The organism is Kitasatospora sp. NPDC023385 (genome assembly GCF_055664045.1).
This window is the reverse complement of the sequence record NZ_JBVOOL010000012.1, coordinates 202436-223570: the sequence shown is the minus strand read 5'-3', so window position 1 is coordinate 223570 and position 21135 is coordinate 202436. Positions and strand designations below refer to the sequence as shown.

Here is a 21135-nt window from a genome sequence, read left to right as displayed (position 1 = left end):
ATCAGCGGCGGGCCGCTGCAATGAGGCGTCGCAGGGCGGTATGGGCGGGTGGGCCCCATGTGGGTTTGCCGCCGGGGCGGCCGTGAATGCCAGCCTCTCCGATGAGGATGCCGCTGAGGGCGCGCAGCACCGCCCAGCCGCGGGCCCGGCGCAGGGTCGCGGCGTCCGCAGTCGGCTGGTAGGCGTCGTGGAAGCGGTCGGCGGCGCCGTCCGGCAGCAGTATCCAAGGGGCGGCGAGGTCGCAGGCTGGATCGCCCACGCAGAGGTCACCGAAGTCGATCACGCCGCAGAAGGTGCCGTCCGCGGTGAGGACGTTGGCTGGGTGCAGGTCGCCGTGGAGCCACAGGGCCGGCCCCGCCCAGCAGGGTGCGGCGGCGGCGTCCTCCCACACCGCGCGGACGGCTTCCGGGTCGGGAATCAGCCCCATCTCAGTGGCCGAGGCGAGCTGCGTGGCGAACTGCTCGGCGAGGTTGGCCAGTGGCCCACCTCGGCCATAGCCGCCGACGGGTGCCTTGTCGGGGGCAGGCTTGTGAAAGGCCGTCAGGAAGGCTGACAGGGTGTCGGCTGCTTCCGCAGCACGAGTGGCGGGGGCGCGGTCGGCAGGCTCGCCCGGTATCCAGGTGGTCACGATCCAGGGGCGCGGAAACCGCTCAGAAGGCTGGCCTAGGCGCTGCGGGACAGGGACCGGCAGGGGGAGGTGCGGGGCGAGGGTGGGTAGCCAGGCGTGCTCCTTGCGCAGCAGTGCGTCCGCAGACTGCGTAGCCCAGGGCAGCCGGACGGCGAGGTCGTCGCCAAGTCGCCACAGCTGGTTGTCCCAGCCGCGTGCGCCGAGCGTTAACGGATGATCGGCCAGGTCGGGGTGCTGGTCGCGCAGCAGGTCCCGGATCAGCTCTGCGGTGATCTCGATGTCGGTGTGGGTCATGCGGAGCAACCGTAGTCGGGCGGCCACTCTTGTGATCCAGCACATCCAGGCACCGCAGCGCTTCAACGCCCCAGGACGAAGAACACCTACTCAGCGCGGACGGACCAGCCGCCCACCCAGCCCTCGTCACGTCACCACCACATGACGAACATGCACGCCACGTGAAAACCGGGTCAACGCCACAAAACCGGCTAGGGAGGTCGGAAAACTGGAGTGCAACCCCAACGGGCAATGGGCATGGCAGCCCGCCGAGACCACCCATCAGATCGCGCACGCGATCGCCGACCGACTGGAAAGAGGCCACGACCAGTGACCACCTCCGACACCCTGCGCGCCGCCCTGGTCGAGCAGCTCACCGGGAACGGCGCCCTCACCGACGCCGCGTGGACCGAGGCCGCCACCGCTGTACCGCGCGAACTGTTCGTCGGCAGCTACTTCGTTCCGATCGAGGGCAGCACCCCGACCGGCTACCGGGCCCTGCGCCGTGGTGACCCCGGCTGGCTGGAGGGCGTCTACGCCGACCAGACCCTCATCACCCAACTCGACGGCCGCACACACCCGGAAGACACCGGGGAGCAGCCGGTGACCGGAGCACCCTCGTCGTCCTCCACCCTGCCCTCGCTCGTGCTGGGCATGTGGCAGCAGCTCGGCTCCGACTCCGGTCACCAGGTCCTCGAAATCGGCACCGGAACCGGATACTCGACCGCCCTCGGCGCACACCGCCTCGGTGACCGGAACATCACCAGCATCGAGTACGACCCGCAGGTGGCCGGACGCGCCGCGGCCGCACTTCGGGGCGCCGGCTACGACCCGCGCCTCATCACTGGCGACGGTCTCGGCGGAGACCCGAACGGCGGCGCCTTCGACCGGCTGATCGCGACCTGCTCGGTCCGGTACCTGCCGATGGTCTGGCTCCGCCAGGTGAAGCCGGGCGGCCACATCCTGGTCACCCTGTCCGGGTGGGGCTACTCCAACGCGCTGGCGCTTCTCGACGTGACCGGCCCCGGCGAGGCCACCGGCCGGTTCCTGCCCGGCTACACCAGCTTCATGATCGCCCGACCGCACGACCGGCCGCCCCGCCCGGTCCTGGCTCTGCTCCCCGGGGAGGAACGCGAGACCCGAATCGACCCTGCGAAGCTCGACACCTGGACCGGTGGCTGGGTCGCGCAACTCGCGGCGCCCTCGGCCGAGCGGATGGGAAGCGGGGCGCACCAGATCCTCTCGGACGTGGCCACCGGATCGCAGGCCCGGACCGGGCCCGACCCCGACGGCGGCTGGACCGTGGTCCAGCGCGGCCCGCTCCGCCTCTGGGACCAGGTCGAGACCGCCATCGAGGCTTGGCAGCGCGCGGGCGAGCCGCACCAGGACACCTTCGGCATCACCGTCTCGGCGGCGGCGCAACGGGTCTGGCTCGGCAGCGAGGACGGCCCGGGCTGGGACCTGCCGATCTGACCCGGTCGCTCTCGGACCTGACCCGGCCTCCCGGCGAACGACACCCGACCGGCGCACGACGCGGTCAGTGGGTGTGCGACGACCAGCCCGGTGTGCGGGTGGCGAGGGACTCTCCCGGGCGCGGGCAAGCTCCACAGACGGGACCAGCGTCCGGCGTGCCTGAGAACACCGGGGCCCGGGGCAGATCTCAGCCCCGGGCTCCCGGCCATGCCTGCCATGCCTGCCCGTCAGTGCTCGACGGCGGCCGAGAGGAGCATGTCCACCAACCGGTCGGCGGCATCCGGCCGACCGTAGGAGCGCGCCCGCTCAGCCATGCCCGCACGGCGGTGAGCGTCGGTCAGCAGCGGGCCGACCGCCTCGCGGAGCCGCTCCGCCGTCACATCACCGAGGAGCGCGACCGCCGCCCCGGCGTCGTGCAGGTGGCCGGCGTTGTGCGCCTGCTCGTTGCCGGCCGAACTGGCGAGGGGGACGAGGACCGCAGCTTTACCCAGCGCCGTCAGCTCGGCAATCGTGCCCGCTCCGCTGCGGGAGACCACCACATCGGCCAGCGCGAGGACGTCGGGCAACTCGGGACCGACGAACCCGGTGAGCAGGTACCGGGACGCCAGATGCGACGGAAGAGCCGCCGCACGGGCCCGCAGGGCTTCGACGTTCGCCGGGCCGCACTGGTGGATCACGTTGGCAGTGGTCAGCAGCCAGGGCAGCACGTCGGCCACCAGTCCGTTGATCTGCTCAGAGCCCTGCGCGCCGCCGGTGACGTACACAGTCGGCAGATCGTCGCGGAATCCGTGCAGCCCGAGGGCCTGGATCGCCTTGTCCGCATGACCGGTCAGCATCTCGGGCCGCACCGGGTTGCCGGTGACGGCCGCGATCTCGCGGGACGCCTCCGTCAGCAGCGGCAGCGTGGACTCGGAGGACACCGCGATGCGCGCCGCCCGTCCCGCGAGCGTCCGGTTGGCCAGGCCCAGGCGCACCGTCTGCTCGTGGACGACGAGCGGGCGACGACACAGCGAAGCGGCGATTCCCACCGGCACGGCGACGTACCCGCCCGTGGCCAGTACCACGTCAGGGCGGAACCGGGAGACCACGGCGCGGGCCTGAAGGACACCGAGCGGCACCCGCGCCATGTCGCGCACGTTCGCCGGCGAGATCATCTTCAGCGGGTTCCGGTGGCGTCGGATCTTCCCCGTGGCGACCGCCGCGAACTCGATGCCCTCACCGGCCGCGACCCGGGACTCCAAACTGTCCGCCGTGCCGACCCACAGGACGTCCAGCCCCCGACCAGCGGAGGAGAGTCTCGCCCGCGCGGTGCGGACCGCGGTGAGCGCGGGGTAGGTGTGCCCGCCGGTTCCACCGCCCGTCACGATCAGCCGGAAAGCCCGCATCGGGAGACGGCCGACGGCGTCACTGGTCACAGAAGAATTCCCCATCCATTCGCGCCTGGAAGCGGCGTCCGAGCACGGCGGACGATAGCAGGCCACGACAGACGTCAGGCGCGCCCTCACGACTCGAACCGTACGGTGCCGCAGGCAACTTCGCCCGATCGAGGGCAGCACCCCGACCGGCTACCGGACCGGCGCACGACGCGGTCAGTGGGTGTGCGGCGGCCAGCCCGGTGTGGGGGTGGCGAGGGACTCGCCCGGGCGCGGGATCGGGGTACCGACCCGGGTGGGGCTGCAGGTGAGGAAGTTGCCCGCTGCGTCGTGGATGCAGGTGTGCTGGGGGGTCGGGGTCGAGCTTGGGGGTGCACGTCGTGCAGGGGCGGCGCCGATCGTAGCGGCGGGCCCGGACGCTTCCCGCGCCCGGGCCCGCCGAGGGACCGCGCCGCGTCAGTGCGCGGCGGCCTCCCAGTTCGGGCCGACGCCGACGGAGACGTCCAGCGGGGCGCGCAGCGGGTAGGCGCCCGCCATCTGCTCGCGGACCGTCGCCTCGACCTGCTCGCGCTCGCCGGGGGCCAGCTCCAGCACGATTTCGTCGTGCACCTGGAGCAGCATCCGGGAGGTGAGGCCGGCCGCGCGCAGTGCCGTGTCCACCCGGAGCATGGCGATCTTGACGATGTCGGCGGCCGAGCCCTGGATCGGGGCGTTGAGGGCCATCCGCTCGGCCATCTCGCGGCGCTGGCGGTTGTCGCTGTTGAGGTCGGGCAGGTAGCGGCGGCGGCCGAGCAGGGTCTCGGTGTAGCCCGTCGCGCGGGCTTCGTCCACGACTCGGCGCAGGTAGTCGCGGACGCCGCCGAAGCGCTCGAAGTAGGTGTCCATGAGGCCCTGCGCCTCGGCCGGCTTGATGCCGAGCTGCTGCGAGAGCCCGTACGCGGACAGCCCGTACGCCAGGCCGTAGGACATCGCCTTGATCTTGCGCCGCATCTCGGCGTCGACCGCGTCGCCGGGGACCTCGAAGACCTGGGAGGCGACGGTGGTGTGCAGGTCCTCGCCGGTCGCGAAGGCCTCGATCAGCGCCTCGTCCTCGGAGAGGTGGGCCATGATGCGCAGTTCGATCTGGGAGTAGTCGGCGGTGAGCAGCGACTCGTAGCCCTGGCCGACGACGAAGGCGCGGCGGATGGCGCGGCCCTCCTCGGTGCGGACCGGGATGTTCTGCAGGTTCGGGTCCTGGGAGGAGAGCCGGCCGGTGGCGGCGACCATCTGGTTGAAGGTGGTGTGGATCCGCCCCTGCGGCGAGACGGTCTTGAGCAGGCCCTCGACGGTGGTGCGCAGCTTGGCCTGGTCGCGGTGGCGCAGCAGGATGACCGGCAGCTCGTTGGTGGTCTGGGTGGCCAGCCAGGTGAGCGCGTCGGCGTCGGTGGTGTAGCCGGTCTTGATCTTCTTGGTCTTGGGGAGCGCGAGTTCGCCGAAGAGGATCTCCTGGAGCTGCTTGGGCGAGCCGAGGTTGAACTCGTGCCCGGCGGCGGCGTGGGCCTCCTCGACGCAGCGCTGGATCTCGGTGGCGAACTGCGCCTCCAGTGTGGTGAGCCAGGGGCGGTCGGCGGCGATGCCATAGCGCTCCATGCGGGCGAGCAGGGCGGCGATGGGCAGTTCCATGTCGCGCAGCAGTTCGGTGGCGCCGACGTCGGCGAGCCGGGCGTCGAACAGCTCGGCGAGGTCGAGTACGGCGCGGGCCTGGAGCATCAGGGCCTGGGCGCGGGCCGCCTCGGCGTCGATGCCGTCGGTGTCCTCCGGTGCGTCGAAGGCGAGTTGGCCGGTCTCGGCGACGGGGGCCGGGGTGAGCGAGCGGGCCAGGTACTCCTCGGCGAGCACGTCGAGGGTGAAGGTGCGGCGGCCGGGCTTCTCCAGGTAGGCGGCCAGCGCGGTGTCGGCGACGACGCCGTCGACGGTCCAGCCGCGCTCGGCGAAGGCGCGCATGACCTGCTTGGCGATGTGCAGGGCCTTGGGGGCGGCGGCGTCGGCGAGCCAGCGGGCGAAGGCCTGCTCGTCCTCCTCGGCGAGCAGGGCCGGGTCGAACCAGGCGGCCGACTCTCCTGCGGCCAGCGCCACTTCGGTGACCTCGCCGGCGCCGAGTGCCCACTGGTAGACGGCGGCCAGCGCGACGGTGGTCTTGGCGTCGGAGGCGTGGTCGCGCAGCCAGGCGGTCAGCGTGCCCGGGTCGGTGAGCAGTTCGCCGTCGACCTCGACGCCGGGGGCGAGTTCGACGGCCTCCTCCTCGGCGGCGGCCGGGTCGATGCCGAAGACGCGGTCGCGGAAGTTGGCGTTGCGGAACTCCAGCGACTCCATGAGGGTGCCGACGGCGGCCCGGTCGAACGGGGAGCGGGCCAGGTCGGGGACGCCGAGGGGGAGTTCGACGTCGCGGACGAGCTCGGTGAGCACCCGGTTGCGCTTGACCGAGTCGAGGTGGTCGCGCAGCTTCTCGCCGATCTTGCCCTTCACCTCGTCGGCGCGGGAGACCAGTTCGTCGAAGGAGCCGAACTGGTTGACCCACTTGGCGGCGGTCTTCTCGCCGACGCCGGGGATGCCGGGCAGGTTGTCGGACGGGTCGCCGCGCAGCGCGGCGAGGTCGGGGTACTGGCGGGGGGTGACGCCGTACTTCTCGGCGACCTTCTCCGGGGTGAAGCGGGTGAGCTCGGAGACGCCCTTGGTCGGGTAGAGGACGGTGACGTGGTCGGTGACGAGCTGGAGCGAGTCGCGGTCGCCGGTGACGATGTCGACGTCGTAGCCGGCCGCCTCGGCGGCGGTGGCCAGGGTGGCGATGATGTCGTCGGCCTCGAAGCCCTCGACGGTCAGCCGGGGGACGTTCATGGCGTCGAGCAGTTCGCCGATCAGGCCGATCTGGCTGCGGAACTCGTCCGGCGTCTTGGCGCGGTTGGCCTTGTAGTCGGGGAACTCGACGGAGCGGAACGTCTGCCGGGAGAGGTCGAAGGCGACGGCGAGGTGGGTGGGCTGCTCGTCGCGGACGGTGTTGGCGAGCATCGAGGCGAAGCCGTAGACCGCGTTGGTGGGCTGGCCGGTGGAGGTGTTGAAGTTCTCCACGGGCAGGGCGTAGAAGGCCCGGTAGGCCATCGAGTGCCCGTCGAGCAGCATCAGCCGGGGCCGCGGGCCGGCCCCGCCGGCACCCGTCGCGCCCTTGTCCGTACTCTGCGTAGCCACGTCAACGTCCGTTCCTGCCGATTCCACTACCGGTCACCGATCCTATGGCCCGGCACCGACAAAAGGGGCACGGCGCCGGAGGTGCCGGGAGGTGCCGGGAGGTGCCGCCAGTGTCCCGGCCGCGGGGCCGCGGACCGCCGCGCCAGCCACCGGCCGCGCACTACCGCCGAGTAGGACGGTCGTACGATCACAGGCAGCAGGACCAGCAGCACCAGCACAGTCCGGCAAAACCCAGCAGGACCCCCGACAAGACCCCAGCACGACCCCCGGCACCACCCGTGACCCCCGAGCGGCAGGAGTTCCCCCATGGCCGATGCGGCCCCCGACACCGCCCCCGTCCTCAACGTCCCGCAGGACGTGCTGGACCACTTCGCCAAGCTCGGTGTGGACCCGGAGACGTTCTCCGGCGGCCACCTCGGCGAGAAGCTCGGCATCCGGATCGTCGAGGCCTCCGGCGACCGCGTGGTCGGCACCATGCCGGTGGAGGGCAACCAGCAGCCGTACGGGCTGCTGCACGGCGGCGCGTCGGCGGCGCTGGCCGAGACGCTGGGTTCGATCGGCGCGATGCTGCACGCCGGTCCCGGCCGGTACGCGGTCGGCGTGGACCTCAACGCGACGCACCACCGCTCGGCGACGTCGGGGCTGGTCACGGGCGTGGCGACGGCCGTCTTCAAGGGCCGCACCGCCGCCACGTACGAGATCGCGATCACCGACGACACCGGCAGGCGGATCACCAGCTGCCGGCTGACCTGCATGCTGCGCGATCTCTAACGGGTCGTCGGCTGCCGCGAGTTCAGTCGGTGCGGCATCAATTCCCTTTGGCGCCCCCTTGTTTGACCGTCCTCCCCCGCGGGCAGGCGTTGGTCTGGACAAGGGGGCGTTCGCATGCCCGGGCGCGGCCGACGAGCTACCGCGCCCATAACGCTGCGTAACGCGTTGGAAATCCAAGCAGCTGCCGGTCCCCGGGGCCTTCGGCCGCCCAGGGGCACTTCACCCCGCCCTTATCGTCCGCAATCCGGACAGGCGAGGTCGAAACCCGGGAATCGGACGCAGCTGTCCGATTATCGGCAATGCCAGCTGCAACCCGCATTTCTGGCCCTTACATCGCCCTACCAGCGAGTAAACACCCGGTAGCGCAGGATCGATCGAACCAAAACGACCACATGCTGAGACAACTCCTCCGTGTGCTCATAACAAGAGAATCACAGCCTGCTCGCACCACTGCCCGAGCCGCCCAACGGCATCTAGAGTCACGGCCAGTCACCGCGCCATTCGACCGGGCCCAGCCCTCCGCGCACTGCGGCTCCCGCCACTCCGGCGCGGGCGCATCCTGAACCTAAGGGGACCCCTCGTGCGTCATCGTTCAGCAGCTGTCGTCAGCATTGCCGTGATCGCCGCCCTCAGCCTCAGCGCCTGCGGCTCCCGCGGTGACAAGAAGTCCGCCGACGGCGGCGGCAGCGGCGGCGGCTCCACCGTCACCATCGGCATCGACGCCCCGCTCACCGGCGACCTCTCCGCCATCGGCATCGGCATCCGCAACTCCGTCGAACTCGCGGTCAAGAAGGCCAACGAGACGAACGAGGTCCCCGGCGTCAAGTTCCAGATCAAGGCCCTGGACGACACCGCCAAGCCCGGCCCCGGCCAGCAGAACGCCACCCAGCTCGTCGGCGACAAGAGCGTCGTCGGCGTCGTCGGCCCCCTCAACTCCAGCGTCGCCCAGTCGATGCAGCAGATCTTCGCCGACGCCAACCTCGTCGAGATCTCCCCCGCCAACACCGGCGTCGCCCTCAGCCAGGGCGAGAAGTGGGTCAGCGGCGAGAAGAAGCGCCCCTTCAAGACCTACTTCCGCACCGCCACCACCGACGCCGTCCAGGGCCCGTTCGCCGCCCAGTACCTCGCCAAGGACGCCAAGAAGTCCAAGGTCTTCCTCATCGACGACCAGAAGACCTACGGCGCCGGCCTCGCGGCCACCTTCAAGGCCGAGTTCACCAAGCAGGGCGGCACCATCGTCGGCGAGGAGCACGTCAACCCCGACGACCGCGACTTCGCCGCCATCGTCACCAAGGTCAAGACCTCCGGCGCCGAAGCCGTCTACTACGGCGGTGAGTACCCCGCCGCCGGCCCGCTCTCCCTGCAGCTCAAGGACGCCGGCGTCAACATCCCGCTGATGGGCGGTGACGGCATGCAGAGCGCCGACTTCATCAAGCTCAACCCCAAGAGCACCGGCGACCTCGCCACCGCCGTCGGCGGCCCCGTCGAACAGCTCCCCACCGCCGCCAAGTTCATCGCCGACTACAAGGCCGCCGGCTACAAGGACCCCTACGAGACCTACGGCGGCTACTCCTACGACAGCAGCTGGGCCATCGTCCAGGCCGTCAAGTCCGTCGCCGCCGCCAACAGCGGCAAGCTCCCCGCCGACCCCCGCGCCGCCGTCGTCGACGCCGTCCAGAAGGTCTCCTTCGACGGCGTGACCGGCAAGGTCTCCTTCGACGAGTTCGGTGACACCACCAACAAGCAGCTCACCGTCTACGCCGTCAAGGACGGCAAGTGGGACGTGGAGAAGACCGGCACCTTCAACGGCTGACGCCCAGGCACCAGCCCTCGACGGCTGACGCCGGGTCACCAATCTTTAGCAACTGATGCCCAGTCACCACGGGCAACTCCGGCTCCACTTCACCACCACAACGCGCGGGGGCGCCACGAGTGCCCCCGCGCGCCCCCACATCCACCACCCACGCGGACACCCCGAACGCACTACGGAGGCCCAGCGGTGCACGACCTACCGCAGCAGCTGGCCAACGGCCTGATCCTCGGCGCCCTCTACGGACTCGTCGCGATCGGCTACACGATGGTCTACGGCATCGTCCAGCTCATCAACTTCGCCCACGGCGAGATCGTCATGGTCGGCGGCTTCGGCGCCCTGACCGCCTACCTCGCCCTCCCCGGCGGCACCACCCTCTGGCTGGCCCTACCGCTGATGCTGATCGCCGGCATCCTGGTCTCCACCCTCACCGCCGTCGCCGCCGAGCGGTTCGCCTACCGCCCCCTGCGCAACGCCCCCCGCCTCGCGCCGCTGATCACCGCGATCGGGCTGTCCATCCTCCTGCAGCAGCTCGTCTTCTCCTTCTACCCCGACGCCAAGAAGGCCCGGGTCTTCCCCAAGATCCCCGGCGACCCCTTCAGCCTCGGCTCCGTCACCATCCAGCGCAGCGACCTCTTCCTGATCATCGCCGCCCCGCTCTGCATGCTCGCCCTCGGCTGGTTCGTCACCCGCACGCGCTCCGGCCGCGCCATGCAGGCCACCAGCCAGGACCCCGACACCGCCAAGCTGATGGGCATCGACACCGACCGCATCATCGTCATGGCCTTCGCCATCGGCGCCGCGTTCGCCGCCGTCGCCGCCGTCGCCTACGGCCTGCGCAGCGGCCAGGTCGACTTCCGGATGGGCTTCATCCTCGGCCTCAAGGCCTTCACCGCCGCCGTCCTCGGCGGCATCGGCAACATCTACGGCGCCATGCTCGGCGGCCTCGCCCTCGGCCTCGCCGAAGCCCTCGCCACCGGCTACATCCAGCACCTGCCCGGCATGCACCTCTTCGGCGGCGGTGCCTGGAAGGACGTCTGGGCCTTCGTACTCCTCATCCTCGTGCTCCTCGTCCGGCCCCAAGGGCTGCTCGGCGAGCGCGTCGCGGACAGGGCGTGACCACCATGACCACCACCAGCACCGAAACGACCCCGGTCATCGCCCTCCCGGCCCGCGCCGCCACCGCCCTCACCGGCCTCGGCGCCCTCACCACCGCCGCCTCCGCCGCCATGTCCTGGACCTGGACCTCCGACTACCCCGGCGACCTCACCTACTACGGCTCCCCGGCCGGCCTCCAGTGGCTCGCCCTCGCCGCCGGCATCCTCACCCTCGTCCTCCTCCTCGCCACCCAGGGCCTCCCCGGCCTGCGCTGGGCCGCCCCCACCGGCAGCAACAACGCCGTCCTCCTCGCCGCCACCGGCGCCCTCGCCGTCAGCGTCTACTCGGTCGCCTCCATCGCCACCGAGCTCGGCGGCCTCGCCAACCTCGAACCCGGCGGCTGGGTCCTCGCCGCCGGCGGCCTGATCACCATCCTCGGCGCCCTCGGCCTCCCCCTCGACCGCCGCACCGCCGTCCCCCTGCGCATCGTCGACAAGCGCCTGTTCCTGCTCGTCCCGGCCGCCCCCCTGGTCTGGTTCGGCACCCACGCCATCCCCGACGACCAGCCCGTCGCCCCCGTCCTGACCGCCCTCGCCGCCGGCCTCGCCATCGCCACCGGCGCCGTCCTCCTCCTCCAGCTCGGCCACCTCGCCAACACCTGGCTGCGCCTGGGCCGGATCGACCGCCCGGTGCCCGCGCCCCGGCACCTCCCCTCCTGGGTCGAGGTCCTGACCATCGTCGTCGCCTTCGGGCTCGGCCTCTTCGCGATCACCTTCGGCATCGACACCGAGTACGGCGAACTCTTCACCGGCTGCCTGCTGTTCACCGCCCTGGCCGTCGCCGCCCTCACCAGGTCCGGCCTGATCGCCCGGCTGCGCGCACTGACCGTCAAGCACCGCCCCGTCACCACCGGCGCCGCCTTCGCCGCCGCCGCCAGCTTCCCCTTCACCCAGAACAGCGACCAGTACACCTCCGTCGCCACCAACATCCTGATCTTCGCCACCGTCGCCCTCGGCCTCAACATCGTCGTCGGCCTGGCCGGCCTGCTCGACCTCGGGTACGTCGCCTTCCTCGGCGTCGGCGCCTACGCCGCCGCCCTGGTCTCCGGCTCCCCCGCCTCGCCCATCCACGTCCAGTTCCCGTTCTGGGCCGCGATGCTCACCGGCGCCGCCGTCTCCATGGTCTTCGGCGTCCTGATCGGCGCCCCCACCCTGCGGCTGCGCGGCGACTACCTCGCCATCGTCACCCTCGGCTTCGGCGAGATCTTCCGCATCACCATGCTCAACCTCAACGGCACCACCGGCCCCAAGGTCACCAACGGCTCCAACGGCATCCCCCGGATCCCCGACCTGCAGATCCTCGGCTTCGACCTCGGCAAGCCCCACACCGTCGCCGGCATCGAACTGGGCCGCTTCTCCAACTACTACCTGCTGATGCTCCTGGTCACCGCCCTCGTCGTGCTGGTCTTCGCCCGCGTCGGCAACTCCCGCATCGGCCGCGCCTGGGTCGCCATCCGCGAGGACGAGACCGCCGCCGAAGCCATGGGCATCAACGGCTTCCGCCTCAAGCTCCTCGCCTTCGCCCTCGGCGCCTGCCTCGCCGGCCTCGCCGGCACCGTCCAGGCCCACGTCAGCTACACCGTCACCCCCGACCAGTACACCTTCGCCGAAGCCCTCCCGCCCAACTCCGCCTTCCTGCTCGCCGCCGTCATCCTCGGCGGCATGGGCACCATCAGCGGCCCGCTGGCCGGCGCCACCCTGCTCTTCCTCATCCCGAAGAAGCTCGAGTTCCTCGCCGACTACCAGCTCCTCGCCTTCGGCGCCGCCCTCATCATCCTCATGCGTGTCCGCCCCGAAGGCCTGATCCCCAACCGGCGCCGCCAGTTGGAGTTCCACGAGGCCGCCATCCCGGCCCAGCCCACCGGCGAGCCGACCGCACTCACCAAGGCAGGGGCGTGACCGACCCGATGACCACCACCGCCAAGCCCCTGCTCGAAGTCACCGGCGTCACCATGCGCTTCGGCGGCCTCACCGCCGTCAACGACGTCTCCCTCACCGTCCGCGAGGGCGAGATCATCGGCCTCATCGGCCCCAACGGCGCCGGCAAGACCACCTTCTTCAACTGCCTCACCGGCCTCTACGTCCCCACCGAAGGCGCCGTCCGCTTCCGCGACGTCCTGCTGCCGCCCAAACCCCACCTCGTCACCCAGGCCGGCATCGCCCGCACCTTCCAGAACATCCGGCTCTTCGCCAACATGACCGTCCTCGAAAACGTCCTCGTCGGCCGGCACACCCGCACCAAGGAAGGCATCTTCGCCGCCATCCTCCGCGGCCCCCGCTACCACCGCGCCGAAGCCGAGAGCCGCGAGAAGGCCATGGAACTCCTCGAGTTCACCGGCCTCGCCGACAAGGCCGACCACCTCGCCCGCAACCTCCCGTACGGCGAACAACGCAAACTGGAGATCGCCCGCGCCCTCGCCTCCGACCCCGGCCTCCTGCTCCTCGACGAACCCACCGCCGGCATGAACCCCCAGGAGACCCGCGCCGCCGAGGAACTCGTCTTCGCCATCCGCGACAAGGGCGTCTCCATCCTCGTCATCGAGCACGACATGCGCTTCATCTTCAACCTCTGCGACCGCACCGCCGTACTCGTCCAGGGCCAGAAGATCGTCGAAGGCGACCGCGCAACCGTCCAGAACGACGAACGCGTCATCACGGCGTACCTCGGCGCCCCGCTCGAAGACACCACCCCGGCCGCCCCGGAGAACGTTACGGAGACCGACCAGTGACCGCACTCCTCGAGGTCGAGGACCTCCGCGTCGCCTACGGCAAGATCGAAGCCGTCAAGGGCATCAGCTTCACCGTCGAACAGGGCGAGGTCACCACCCTCATCGGCACCAACGGCGCCGGCAAGACCACCACCCTGCGCACCCTGTCCGGCCTCCTCAAGCCCACCGCCGGACGCATCACCTTCGACGGCCGGGACCTCTCCACCGTCCCCGCCCACAAGATCGTCGCCCTCGGCCTCGCCCACTCCCCCGAAGGCCGGCACATCTTCCCCCGCATGACCATCGAGGAGAACCTCCTCCTCGGCGCCTTCCTGCGCACCGACACCGCCGGCATCGCCGCCGACGTCGAACGCGCCTACGGCCTGTTCCCCATCCTCGGCGAACGGCGCAAGCAGGCCGCGGGAACGCTGTCCGGCGGCGAACAGCAGATGCTCGCCATGGGCCGGGCCCTGATGTCCCAGCCCAAACTCCTCATGCTGGACGAGCCCTCCATGGGCCTCTCGCCCCTCATGATGCAGAAGATCATGGCCACCATCATCGAACTGAAGGCCTCCGGCACCACCATCCTCCTGGTCGAACAGAACGCCCAGGCGGCGCTGTCCCTGTCCGACCAGGGCTACGTCATGGAAACCGGCCGCATCGCCCTCTCCGGCACCGGCGCCGACCTCCTCCACGACGAGTCCGTCCGCAAGGCCTACCTCGGCGAGGACTGAGCTCGCACACGCGAAGGGGCCCGGCAGACGTCGATCTGCCGGGCCCTTCCCGTCTCCGCTCACTCGGACTACGCCGGCTACTCCGACTTCTCCGACGAGCCCTCGTCCGCCTTCTTGCGGTCCTGGGCCTCGCCCTCCTCGATGACCGCCTCGGCCACCGCGGCCATCGTCATCCGCCGGTCCATCGACGTCTTCTGGATCCACCGGAACGCGGCAGGCTCGTTCAGCCCGAACTTCGTCTGCAGCACACCCTTCGCCCGGTCCACCAGCTTCCGGGTCTCCAGCCGCTGGGTGAGATCCCCGATCTCCTTCTCCAACGCCCGCATCTCGGTGTGCCGCGACACCGCCATCTCGATCGCCGGCACCAGGTCCGCCTTCGAGAACGGCTTGACGATGTACGCCATCGCCCCCGCGTCCCGCGCCCGGTCCACCAGCTCCCGCTGCGAGAACGCCGTCAGCATCAGGACCGGCGCCAGGTGCTTCTCGTGGATCTGCTCAGCGGCGGACAGCCCGTCCAGCACCGGCATCTTCACGTCGAAGATCGCCAGGTCCGGCTTCAGCTCCTCCACGAGCTTCACCGCCGTCGCCCCGTCCCCCGCTTCGCCGACGACGGTGTACCCCTCCTCTTCGAGCATCTCCTTGAGGTCGAGGCGGATCAGCGCCTCGTCCTCGGCGATCACGATCCGGGTGATCTGGGGCGTATCGGTCTCAAGCGGCTGTGCCTGCTCGTCGGCGGTGCTCACTGGGCTCCTAGTTCCGGCGGGGTACTGCATGCACGAGGGTACCTAGACACGGTATGTTTGAGGTACGACGCGAAGGCAGGCGCCTTCGATTCGTAGGCCCCGATAGCCCAATTGGCATGAGGCAATGGTCTCAAACACCATAAAGTGTGGGTTCGAATCCCACTCGGGGCACTTTTCCTTCGAATCGAAGGATCCAAACAGCAAGACAGCGGTTGGCAATCTTCACTCGATCGACTGACGATCGCCTGGTTTGCATGCGGACGACAATCCGATCGTGCAATCTCCCCCACATGTACGACATGGCCATTCGCCGACGGGCCCTGGAACTCCACGCCTCCGGGCTGACCATCAGCCAAGTCAGCCGCGCAACCGGAATATCCCGATTTGCGATCCGCGACTGGGCTTTGGGTGCCGTACCAAGCCCACGCATGACCGCTGAATGCCCGATCCGGAACGGCCGGCTCGACCCCTCATGCCCGCGCGCCGCCTACGCCTACCTGCTCGGTCTCTATCTCGGCGACGGCTGCATCAGTGAGGGCCGCCGCAGGGTCTACGCCCTCCGCATCGCCTGCTGTGACGCCTGGCCCGGTCTCATCGACGAGTGCGAGCGCGCCGTTTCTGCCGTCATGCCACACAACAAGGTCCACCGTGTCCGAGCGCCCGGTTGCACCGGTGTCGTCAGCACCAGCAAGCACTGGCCCTGCGTCTTCCCCCGGCACGGCCCCGGCCCGAAGCACCTCCGGCCGATTTCCTTGGAACCCTGGCAGCAGGAGATCGTCGACGCCCACCCCTGGGAGTTCCTGCGCGGCCTGATCCACTCCGACGGCTGCCGCATCACCAATTGGACGACCCGGGCGGTAGCGGGCATCCGGAAGCGCTACGAGTACCCGCGGTACTTCTTCACCAACACCTCGACCGACATCATCGGCCTCTTCACCGACACCCTCGACGCCGTCGGTGTCCAGTGGAAGCACGGCTCCCGGTCCAACGGCGGCTTCAACATCTCCGTCGCCCGCAAGGACTCCGTGGCCCTGATGGACGCCCACATCGGCCCCAAGTACTGACTGCGGCGCGGCCTTCGGCGAGGCCGCGCCACCGAGGAGCGTCAGGCGTCCAGCGTCCCCACGTGGTGGACGCGGACGAGGTTGGTGGAGCCGGCGAGGCCGGGGGGTGATCCGGCGGTGATGATGACGATGTCGCCCTTCTGGCAGCGGCCGAGGGACAGCAGTGCGGCGTCGACCTGTTCGACCATCTGGTCGGTCGTCGGGGCGAACGGGCCGAGGAAGGTCTCCACGCCCCAGGTGAGGGCGAGTTGGCTGCGTACCGGCGGCTCGTAGGTGAAGGCGAGCACCGGGATGGGTGAGCGGTAGCGGGTCAACCGGCGGGCGGTGTCGCCGGATTGGGTGAAGGCGATGAGGTACTTGGCGTGCAGGAAGTCGCCGATCTCGGCGGCTGCGCGGGCGACGGCGCCGCCTTGGGTGCGCGGCTTGCTGCCGGTGGTCAGCGGGGGCAGGCCGGCCGCCAGGATGTCGTTCTCGGCGGCTTCGATGATGCGGGCCATGGTCTTGACCGTCTCGACCGGGTACTTGCCGACCGAGGTCTCGCCGGAGAGCATCACGGCGTCGGTCCCGTCAAGGACGGCGTTGGCGACGTCGGAGGCTTCGGCGCGGGTCGGCCGGGAGGCGTTGATCATCGAGTCGAGCATCTGGGTGGCGACGATGACCGGCTTGGCGTTGCGCCGGGCGAGTTTGATGGCGCGCTTCTGGACGAGCGGGACCTGTTCGAGGGGCATCTCCACGCCCAGGTCGCCGCGGGCCACCATGATGCCGTCGAAGGCGTCGACGACGGATTCGAGGTTGTCGACCGCCTGCGGCTTCTCGATCTTGGCGATGACCGGGACGTACCGGCCTTCCTCGGCCATGATCCGGTGGACGTCCTCGATGTCGCGTCCGCTGCGGACGAAGGAGAGGGCGATCAGGTCGGCTCCGGTGCGCAGTGCCCATCGCAGGTCGGCGACGTCCTTGTCGCTGAGTGCGGGGACGGAGACGGCGATGCCGGGGAGGTTGAGGCCCTTGTGGTCGGAGACGAGGCCGCCTTCGATGACGAGGCACCGTACGTGCGGCCCGTCGACCTCGGTGACTTCCAGGGTGACCCGGCCGTCGTCGACGAGGATGCGTTCGCCGCGGCTGACGTCGCCGGCGAGTCCGGGGTAGGTGGTTCCGCAGGTGTCCTTGTCTCCGACGACGCCGCTGTCGGTGGAGATGGTGAACTCGTCGCCGCGTTCGAGAAGTACCGGCCCGTGGGCGAAGGTGTCGAGGCGGATCTTCGGGCCTTGAAGGTCGGCGAGGATGCCGACGCTGCGGCCGGTCTCGTCGGCGGCTTTGCGGACGCGGCGGTAGCGTTCTTCGTGCTCGGCGTGGGTGCCGTGGCTGAGGTTGAATCGGGCGATGTCCATCCCGGCGTCGACCAGGGATTTGATCTGGTCGTACGAGTCGGTGGCGGGCCCGAGGGTACAGACGATTTTTGCTCGGCGCATAGTGCTGAGACTAGGCATTACCGGCGCGTAACCTCGACGCGGGTCCGGACTGCGGGATGACCTTTGGCGTAAGGCGAGTTGAACAATCTGACGTGCCCTCGGATCGGTGTGCGAGCGCCGTTCCGCGCCCCGCTCCGCGCCCCTCGCCACTCTCCCGTCCGCCGGCTCCCTGCCGACGGCCTCCCGGCCGCCCGTCGATGCGATTCCGTGAAGGGCTGTTCACCTCTGGTTCACCGGGGCTTCCGGTGCCGCTCCCCGCCCGGCGGGACGCTCGTCACCCCGGGGTGACGGCCCGGCCGTTCCGGGCAACCACCCGGACGACGTAGACGACGTGGGCGAGGCGGGTGAAGTCGCCTACGAAGGGGAGGCGTTCGGCATGAGACGCGCTCTGGGGGTGGTGGCGGCCCTGGCTCTGCTGGGTGGGGTGGCCTTTGCGCTGATCCCTGACGACAAGGGGCCCGAGGTGGTCACGGTCACCGGCCTGATCGGGTCGGAGAAGCGCGACTTCTTCGAGAATCCGGACGTGAAGGCCGAGTTGAGGAAGCGGGGCCTGGCGGTCCGGGCGGACTCGACCGGTTCCTGGACGATGAGCGAGCAGGCGAAGAACACCAAGGGGCTGGACTTCGCCTTCCCGGCGAGTGCCGCGCCGGCCCGGGAGATCCAGCGTAACTGGGAGCTGCAGGACTCGCCGCTGGTGCCGTTCTACTCCCCGCTGGTGATCGTGACGCACGAGTCGACGGCGCTGGTCCTGAAGCAGAACCAGTTGGCGGACGTGGACGCCAAGGGCGTCTGGACGTTCCGGATGGACAGGTACGTGGACGCGCTGAGGAGCGGCCTGAAGTGGAAGGACCTCCAGGGCGCCGCCGCGCAACCGGAGTTGGCGGGCGCGCTGTACGTTTCCACGACGGATCCGGAGAGTTCGTCGTCGGGTGCGATGTACGTGGCGCTGCTGGCGTACCTCGCGAACGGCAACCAGGTGGTGTCGGACGACGCGGGGGTCAACGCCGTCCGGGACGTCCTGGCCGCCTCGAACCGGCTGCAGGGCATGCAGAAGATCAGCAGCGACGAGCCGTTCCGGGACTTCTTCGCGGGCGTCGGCAACATGGTCTTCGCGTACGAGTCGCAGGCCGCCGCGCTGCCGCTGCAGGGCCGGGCGACCGGGGACATGGTGGTGATGTACCCGGACACCACGGTCCAGTCGGACCACACCCTGGTGGCCCGGACGGAGGGCGGCCGCAAGCTGGCCGATCTGCTGGAGAACGACGCGGTGCTGCGCACGCTGGAGGCCCGGTTCGGCCTGCGCCCGCAGGCCGACCAGGAGGCCTTCTGGAGCCTGGTGAAGGACAGGAAGCCGGCGTTCGCGCACGACCTGCGGAACGCCGGGTTCAAGCAGGCCACGCTGCCCTCGCTGGACAACCTGCTCAAGCTGACCAACGCGGCGAAGGGGAACCCGAAGTGAGCCTCCGGACCAAGCGCCGAAGCCGGCTGGTCGCCGCCCTGGCGGCCGTGCTCGTGGTGGTGACCGCCTGCAGCTCCGGTGGCGACCGCTCCGGGCCGAAGCCCACCGACCCGCCCGCCGAGACCGCCCGGCCGGGGGTGCTGCGCGTCCTGGCCGGCAGTGAACTGCAGGACCTGGCGCCGGTCCTGGAGGACGCCCGGAAGGCCACCGGGGTGACCGTGCAGTTCGCTTGGACGGGCACGCTGGACGGTGCGGACGCGGTGTCGTCGGGCCGGGCGGACGGCAAGTACGACGCCGTGTGGTTCCCGTCCAACCAGTATCTGCGGCTGGATCCGGTGGGGAAGTCGAAGGTGTTGTCGGAGACCCCGGTGATGGTCTCGCCGGTGGCGGTCGGGGTGCGCTCCTCGGTCCTCGGGGACCTGGGCTGGGGCGACGGTTCGAAGGTCACCTGGGCGCAGGTCGGCGATGCCGCCGCGGCCGGCAGGCTGTCGTACGGGATGGCCGATCCGTCGCGTTCCAACTCCGGGTTCTCCACCCTGGTGGCGGTCGCGTCGGCGTTCTCCAAGGCGGACGCGGCGCTGTCGGAGGCGGACGTGCAGAAGGCGACGCCGCAGCTGAAGCAGTTCTTCACCGGGCAGAAGCTGACGTCCGGCTCCTCGGGCTGGCTGGCGCAGTCGTACGCCCGGGCCGAGTCGGGCCTGGTGGGCGCGCTGGTGAACTACGAGTCGGTGCTGCTGTCGCTGAACCGGACGCTGCCGCCGCAGCAGCAGCTGACGGTGGTGCGGCCGCTGGACGGCGTGGTGTCGGCGGACTACCCGCTGTCCCTGCTGTCCTCCGCAGCGCCGGAGCAGCGTGACGCCTTCCAGCGGCTGACCTCGTACCTGCTCAAGGACGAGGTGCAGAAGCGCATCTCCGAGGTGACGCTGCGCCGCCCGGCGACCGCGGGCGTGGCGCCGGCCGCGGGGCTGCCCTCGGACCGCCGGCCGGAGCTGCCGTTCCCGGGCACCCGGGCGGTCGCGGACGGCCTGTTGGCCTCGTACCAGAACGAGCTGCGCCGCCCGTCCCGGACGGTGTACGTGCTGGACACCTCGGGTTCGATGGAGGGTGCGCGGCTCGCGGCGCTGAAGAACGCGCTGGGCCGGCTGACCGGGGCGGACGACACCCGGGCGGTGCGCCGCTTCCGGGACCGTGAGGAGGTCACCCTGGTCTCGTTCGCGTCCTCGGTGAAGTGGGCCCGGACGCACGCGGTGCCGCCGTCAGGCAGTCAGCCGGGCCCGCAGGCGGAGTTGGCGGCGATCGACGCGGACGTGCAGTCGCTGTCGGCGACGGGCGGGACGGCGCTGTACGACTCGCTGGAGGAGGCGTACCGGGTGATCGAGCGCCGGCAGGCGGCGGCGAAGGACGACCGGTTCACGTCGATCGTGCTGATGACCGACGGGGAGAGCAACGCGGGTGCGTCGGACGCCGACTTCAAGCGGTTCCACGACGCGCTGCCGGCCTGGGAGAAGGCCGTGCCGGTGTTCCCGATCAAGTTCGGTGAGGCGGCGGTGAACCAGTTGCAGGGGGTCGCGGACCTCAGCGGCGGCAAGCTGTTCGACGGTTCGGGTTCGCTGGACGGGGCGTTCGAGGAGATCCGTGGCTACCAGTGACGGGCCGGGGCGACGGGCGTTGCGGTACCTGGAGTCGGCCCGGAACCTGGTCGGCTGCGCGGGCGGCGCGATCGGCCTGGGGCTGCACTTCGCGGGGTTGGGCGGGGCCTGGTGGCCCGGTGTGGTGGCGGGGCTGTACGGGGTGGGCGCGCTGTTGACGCCCGGCCCGGCGGCCGGGCCGCCTCGGCGGTCGGGCCAGCTGCTGGGCACCGAGCCGCCGTCACCGGAGCCCGAACCCGAACCCGAACCCGAGTCAACTCCGGCTCCGGCGCCTGAATCGCTGCCCGACCCCGATCCGGAGCTGGCGGCGCTGGCCGCCTACCTGGACACCGTGCCCCTGCCGCCCGATGCCGGCGTGGACGGCCTGCTGGCGGCGCTGCGCGCGGCCGGCCCCGGCCCGGTGGCGGAGCTGATCGTCCGGCACCGGCTGCCGGTGGCGGTGGCCGGCTACCTGCGGGCGCGGACGTGGCAGCCGTGGGCGGGCCCGGACGCGCCGGATCCGGCGGCCGAGCTGGGCCGCGAGGTGGGCAGGCTCGGCGCCGAGCTGGCCTGAACCCGCGCGCCACCCGGTAGCCCCCCGCCACCCGACAGCCCCACCA

16 protein-coding genes, 1 tRNA gene and 1 pseudogene are annotated in these 21135 nt (G+C 70.6%); 13 read left to right on the top strand and 5 right to left on the bottom strand.

Going from position 1 to position 21135, the window contains the following annotated elements:
• Position 1 precedes the first annotated feature (1 nt).
• Entirely contained in the window at positions 2 to 922 is a 921-nt protein-coding gene (locus AC0B61_RS20670; protein ID WP_471742153.1) for an aminoglycoside phosphotransferase family protein, read from the bottom strand.
• A gap of 208 nt (positions 923 to 1130) precedes the next feature.
• Here AC0B61_RS20670 and AC0B61_RS20665 point away from each other — a divergent pair.
• Together AC0B61_RS20665 and tgmC are read left to right on the top strand one after the other, a co-directional pair.
• Positions 1131 to 1235: pseudogene (locus AC0B61_RS20665) on the top strand (ATP-grasp ribosomal peptide maturase); the annotation flags it as partial.
• Positions 1232 to 2374, top strand: coding sequence for an ATP-grasp peptide maturase system methyltransferase (tgmC, locus tag AC0B61_RS20660; protein WP_471742152.1), 1143 nt, complete (start codon positions 1232 to 1234; stop codon positions 2372 to 2374). The pseudogene AC0B61_RS20665 and the gene tgmC, both read left to right, overlap by 4 nt.
• Before the next feature lie 227 nt (positions 2375 to 2601).
• Here the strand turns inward: tgmC and AC0B61_RS20655 are convergent, their stop codons facing one another.
• Both AC0B61_RS20655 and polA read right to left on the bottom strand, forming a co-directional pair.
• Complete coding sequence (locus tag AC0B61_RS20655) at positions 2602 to 3759, bottom strand: UDP-N-acetylglucosamine--N-acetylmuramyl-(pentapeptide) pyrophosphoryl-undecaprenol N-acetylglucosamine transferase (RefSeq protein ID WP_471742194.1); 1158 nt, start codon at positions 3757 to 3759, stop codon at positions 2602 to 2604.
• A gap of 444 nt (positions 3760 to 4203) precedes the next feature.
• Positions 4204 to 6903, bottom strand: coding sequence for a DNA polymerase I (gene polA / locus AC0B61_RS20650; RefSeq protein ID WP_471742193.1), 2700 nt, complete (start codon positions 6901 to 6903; stop codon positions 4204 to 4206).
• A gap of 372 nt (positions 6904 to 7275) precedes the next feature.
• Between polA and AC0B61_RS20645 the strand changes: the two genes are divergently transcribed.
• The 6 genes from AC0B61_RS20645 to AC0B61_RS20620 all read left to right on the top strand — a co-directional run bounded on the left by AC0B61_RS20645 (position 7276) and on the right by AC0B61_RS20620 (position 14149).
• Entirely contained in the window at positions 7276 to 7740 is a 465-nt protein-coding gene (locus AC0B61_RS20645; RefSeq protein WP_471742151.1) for a PaaI family thioesterase, read from the top strand.
• Between the two features lie 580 nt (positions 7741 to 8320).
• Entirely contained in the window at positions 8321 to 9553 is a 1233-nt protein-coding gene (locus tag AC0B61_RS20640; RefSeq protein WP_471742150.1) for a branched-chain amino acid ABC transporter substrate-binding protein, read from the top strand.
• A 186-nt stretch (positions 9554 to 9739) separates the two neighbouring features.
• A complete protein-coding gene (locus AC0B61_RS20635; RefSeq protein WP_471742149.1) occupies positions 9740 to 10669 on the top strand; it encodes a branched-chain amino acid ABC transporter permease in 930 nt (309 codons plus the stop codon).
• 5 nt (positions 10670 to 10674) lie between these two features.
• Positions 10675 to 12606 (top strand): branched-chain amino acid ABC transporter permease, encoded by a 1932-nt coding sequence (locus tag AC0B61_RS20630; RefSeq protein WP_471742148.1) that lies wholly within the window; start codon positions 10675 to 10677, stop codon positions 12604 to 12606.
• A gap of 8 nt (positions 12607 to 12614) precedes the next feature.
• The gene (locus AC0B61_RS20625; protein WP_471742192.1) at positions 12615 to 13436 is read left to right on the top strand and encodes an ABC transporter ATP-binding protein; all 822 of its coding nucleotides are present in this window, start codon (positions 12615 to 12617) and stop codon (positions 13434 to 13436) included.
• Complete coding sequence (locus AC0B61_RS20620) at positions 13433 to 14149, top strand: ABC transporter ATP-binding protein (RefSeq protein WP_471742147.1); 717 nt, start codon at positions 13433 to 13435, stop codon at positions 14147 to 14149. Before AC0B61_RS20625 ends, AC0B61_RS20620 begins: the two co-directional genes overlap by 4 nt.
• A 77-nt stretch (positions 14150 to 14226) precedes the next feature.
• On the opposite strand, the gene AC0B61_RS20615 is transcribed toward AC0B61_RS20620, so the two are convergent.
• Positions 14227 to 14922, bottom strand: coding sequence for an ANTAR domain-containing response regulator (locus AC0B61_RS20615; protein WP_471742146.1), 696 nt, complete (start codon positions 14920 to 14922; stop codon positions 14227 to 14229).
• Positions 14923 to 14988: 66 nt separating this feature from the next.
• Between AC0B61_RS20615 and AC0B61_RS20610 the strand changes: the two genes are divergently transcribed.
• Positions 14989 to 15063, top strand: a tRNA-Leu gene (locus AC0B61_RS20610).
• Positions 15064 to 15182: 119 nt separating this feature from the next.
• Positions 15183 to 15956 carry a transcriptional regulator gene (locus AC0B61_RS20605; RefSeq protein WP_471742145.1) on the top strand — a complete coding sequence of 258 codons (774 nt, stop codon included), beginning with the start codon at positions 15183 to 15185 and terminating at the stop codon, positions 15954 to 15956.
• A gap of 41 nt (positions 15957 to 15997) precedes the next feature.
• Here AC0B61_RS20605 and pyk read toward each other — a convergent pair whose 3' ends face one another.
• Positions 15998 to 17428 (bottom strand): pyruvate kinase, encoded by a 1431-nt coding sequence (gene pyk, locus AC0B61_RS20600; protein WP_471742144.1) that lies wholly within the window; start codon positions 17426 to 17428, stop codon positions 15998 to 16000.
• A gap of 376 nt (positions 17429 to 17804) precedes the next feature.
• Between pyk and AC0B61_RS20595 the strand changes: the two genes are divergently transcribed.
• The 3 genes from AC0B61_RS20595 to AC0B61_RS20585 are packed head-to-tail and all read left to right on the top strand — an operon-like array spanning position 17805 to position 21089.
• Positions 17805 to 18887 carry a hypothetical protein gene (locus tag AC0B61_RS20595; RefSeq protein ID WP_471742143.1) on the top strand — a complete coding sequence of 361 codons (1083 nt, stop codon included), beginning with the start codon at positions 17805 to 17807 and terminating at the stop codon, positions 18885 to 18887.
• Positions 18884 to 20536 carry a VWA domain-containing protein gene (locus AC0B61_RS20590; protein WP_471742142.1) on the top strand — a complete coding sequence of 551 codons (1653 nt, stop codon included), beginning with the start codon at positions 18884 to 18886 and terminating at the stop codon, positions 20534 to 20536. Before AC0B61_RS20595 ends, AC0B61_RS20590 begins: the two co-directional genes overlap by 4 nt.
• The gene (locus tag AC0B61_RS20585; protein ID WP_471742141.1) at positions 20523 to 21089 is read left to right on the top strand and encodes a hypothetical protein; all 567 of its coding nucleotides are present in this window, start codon (positions 20523 to 20525) and stop codon (positions 21087 to 21089) included. The genes AC0B61_RS20590 and AC0B61_RS20585 overlap by 14 nt, the downstream gene beginning before the upstream one ends.
• Positions 21090 to 21135: the final 46 nt, after the last annotated feature.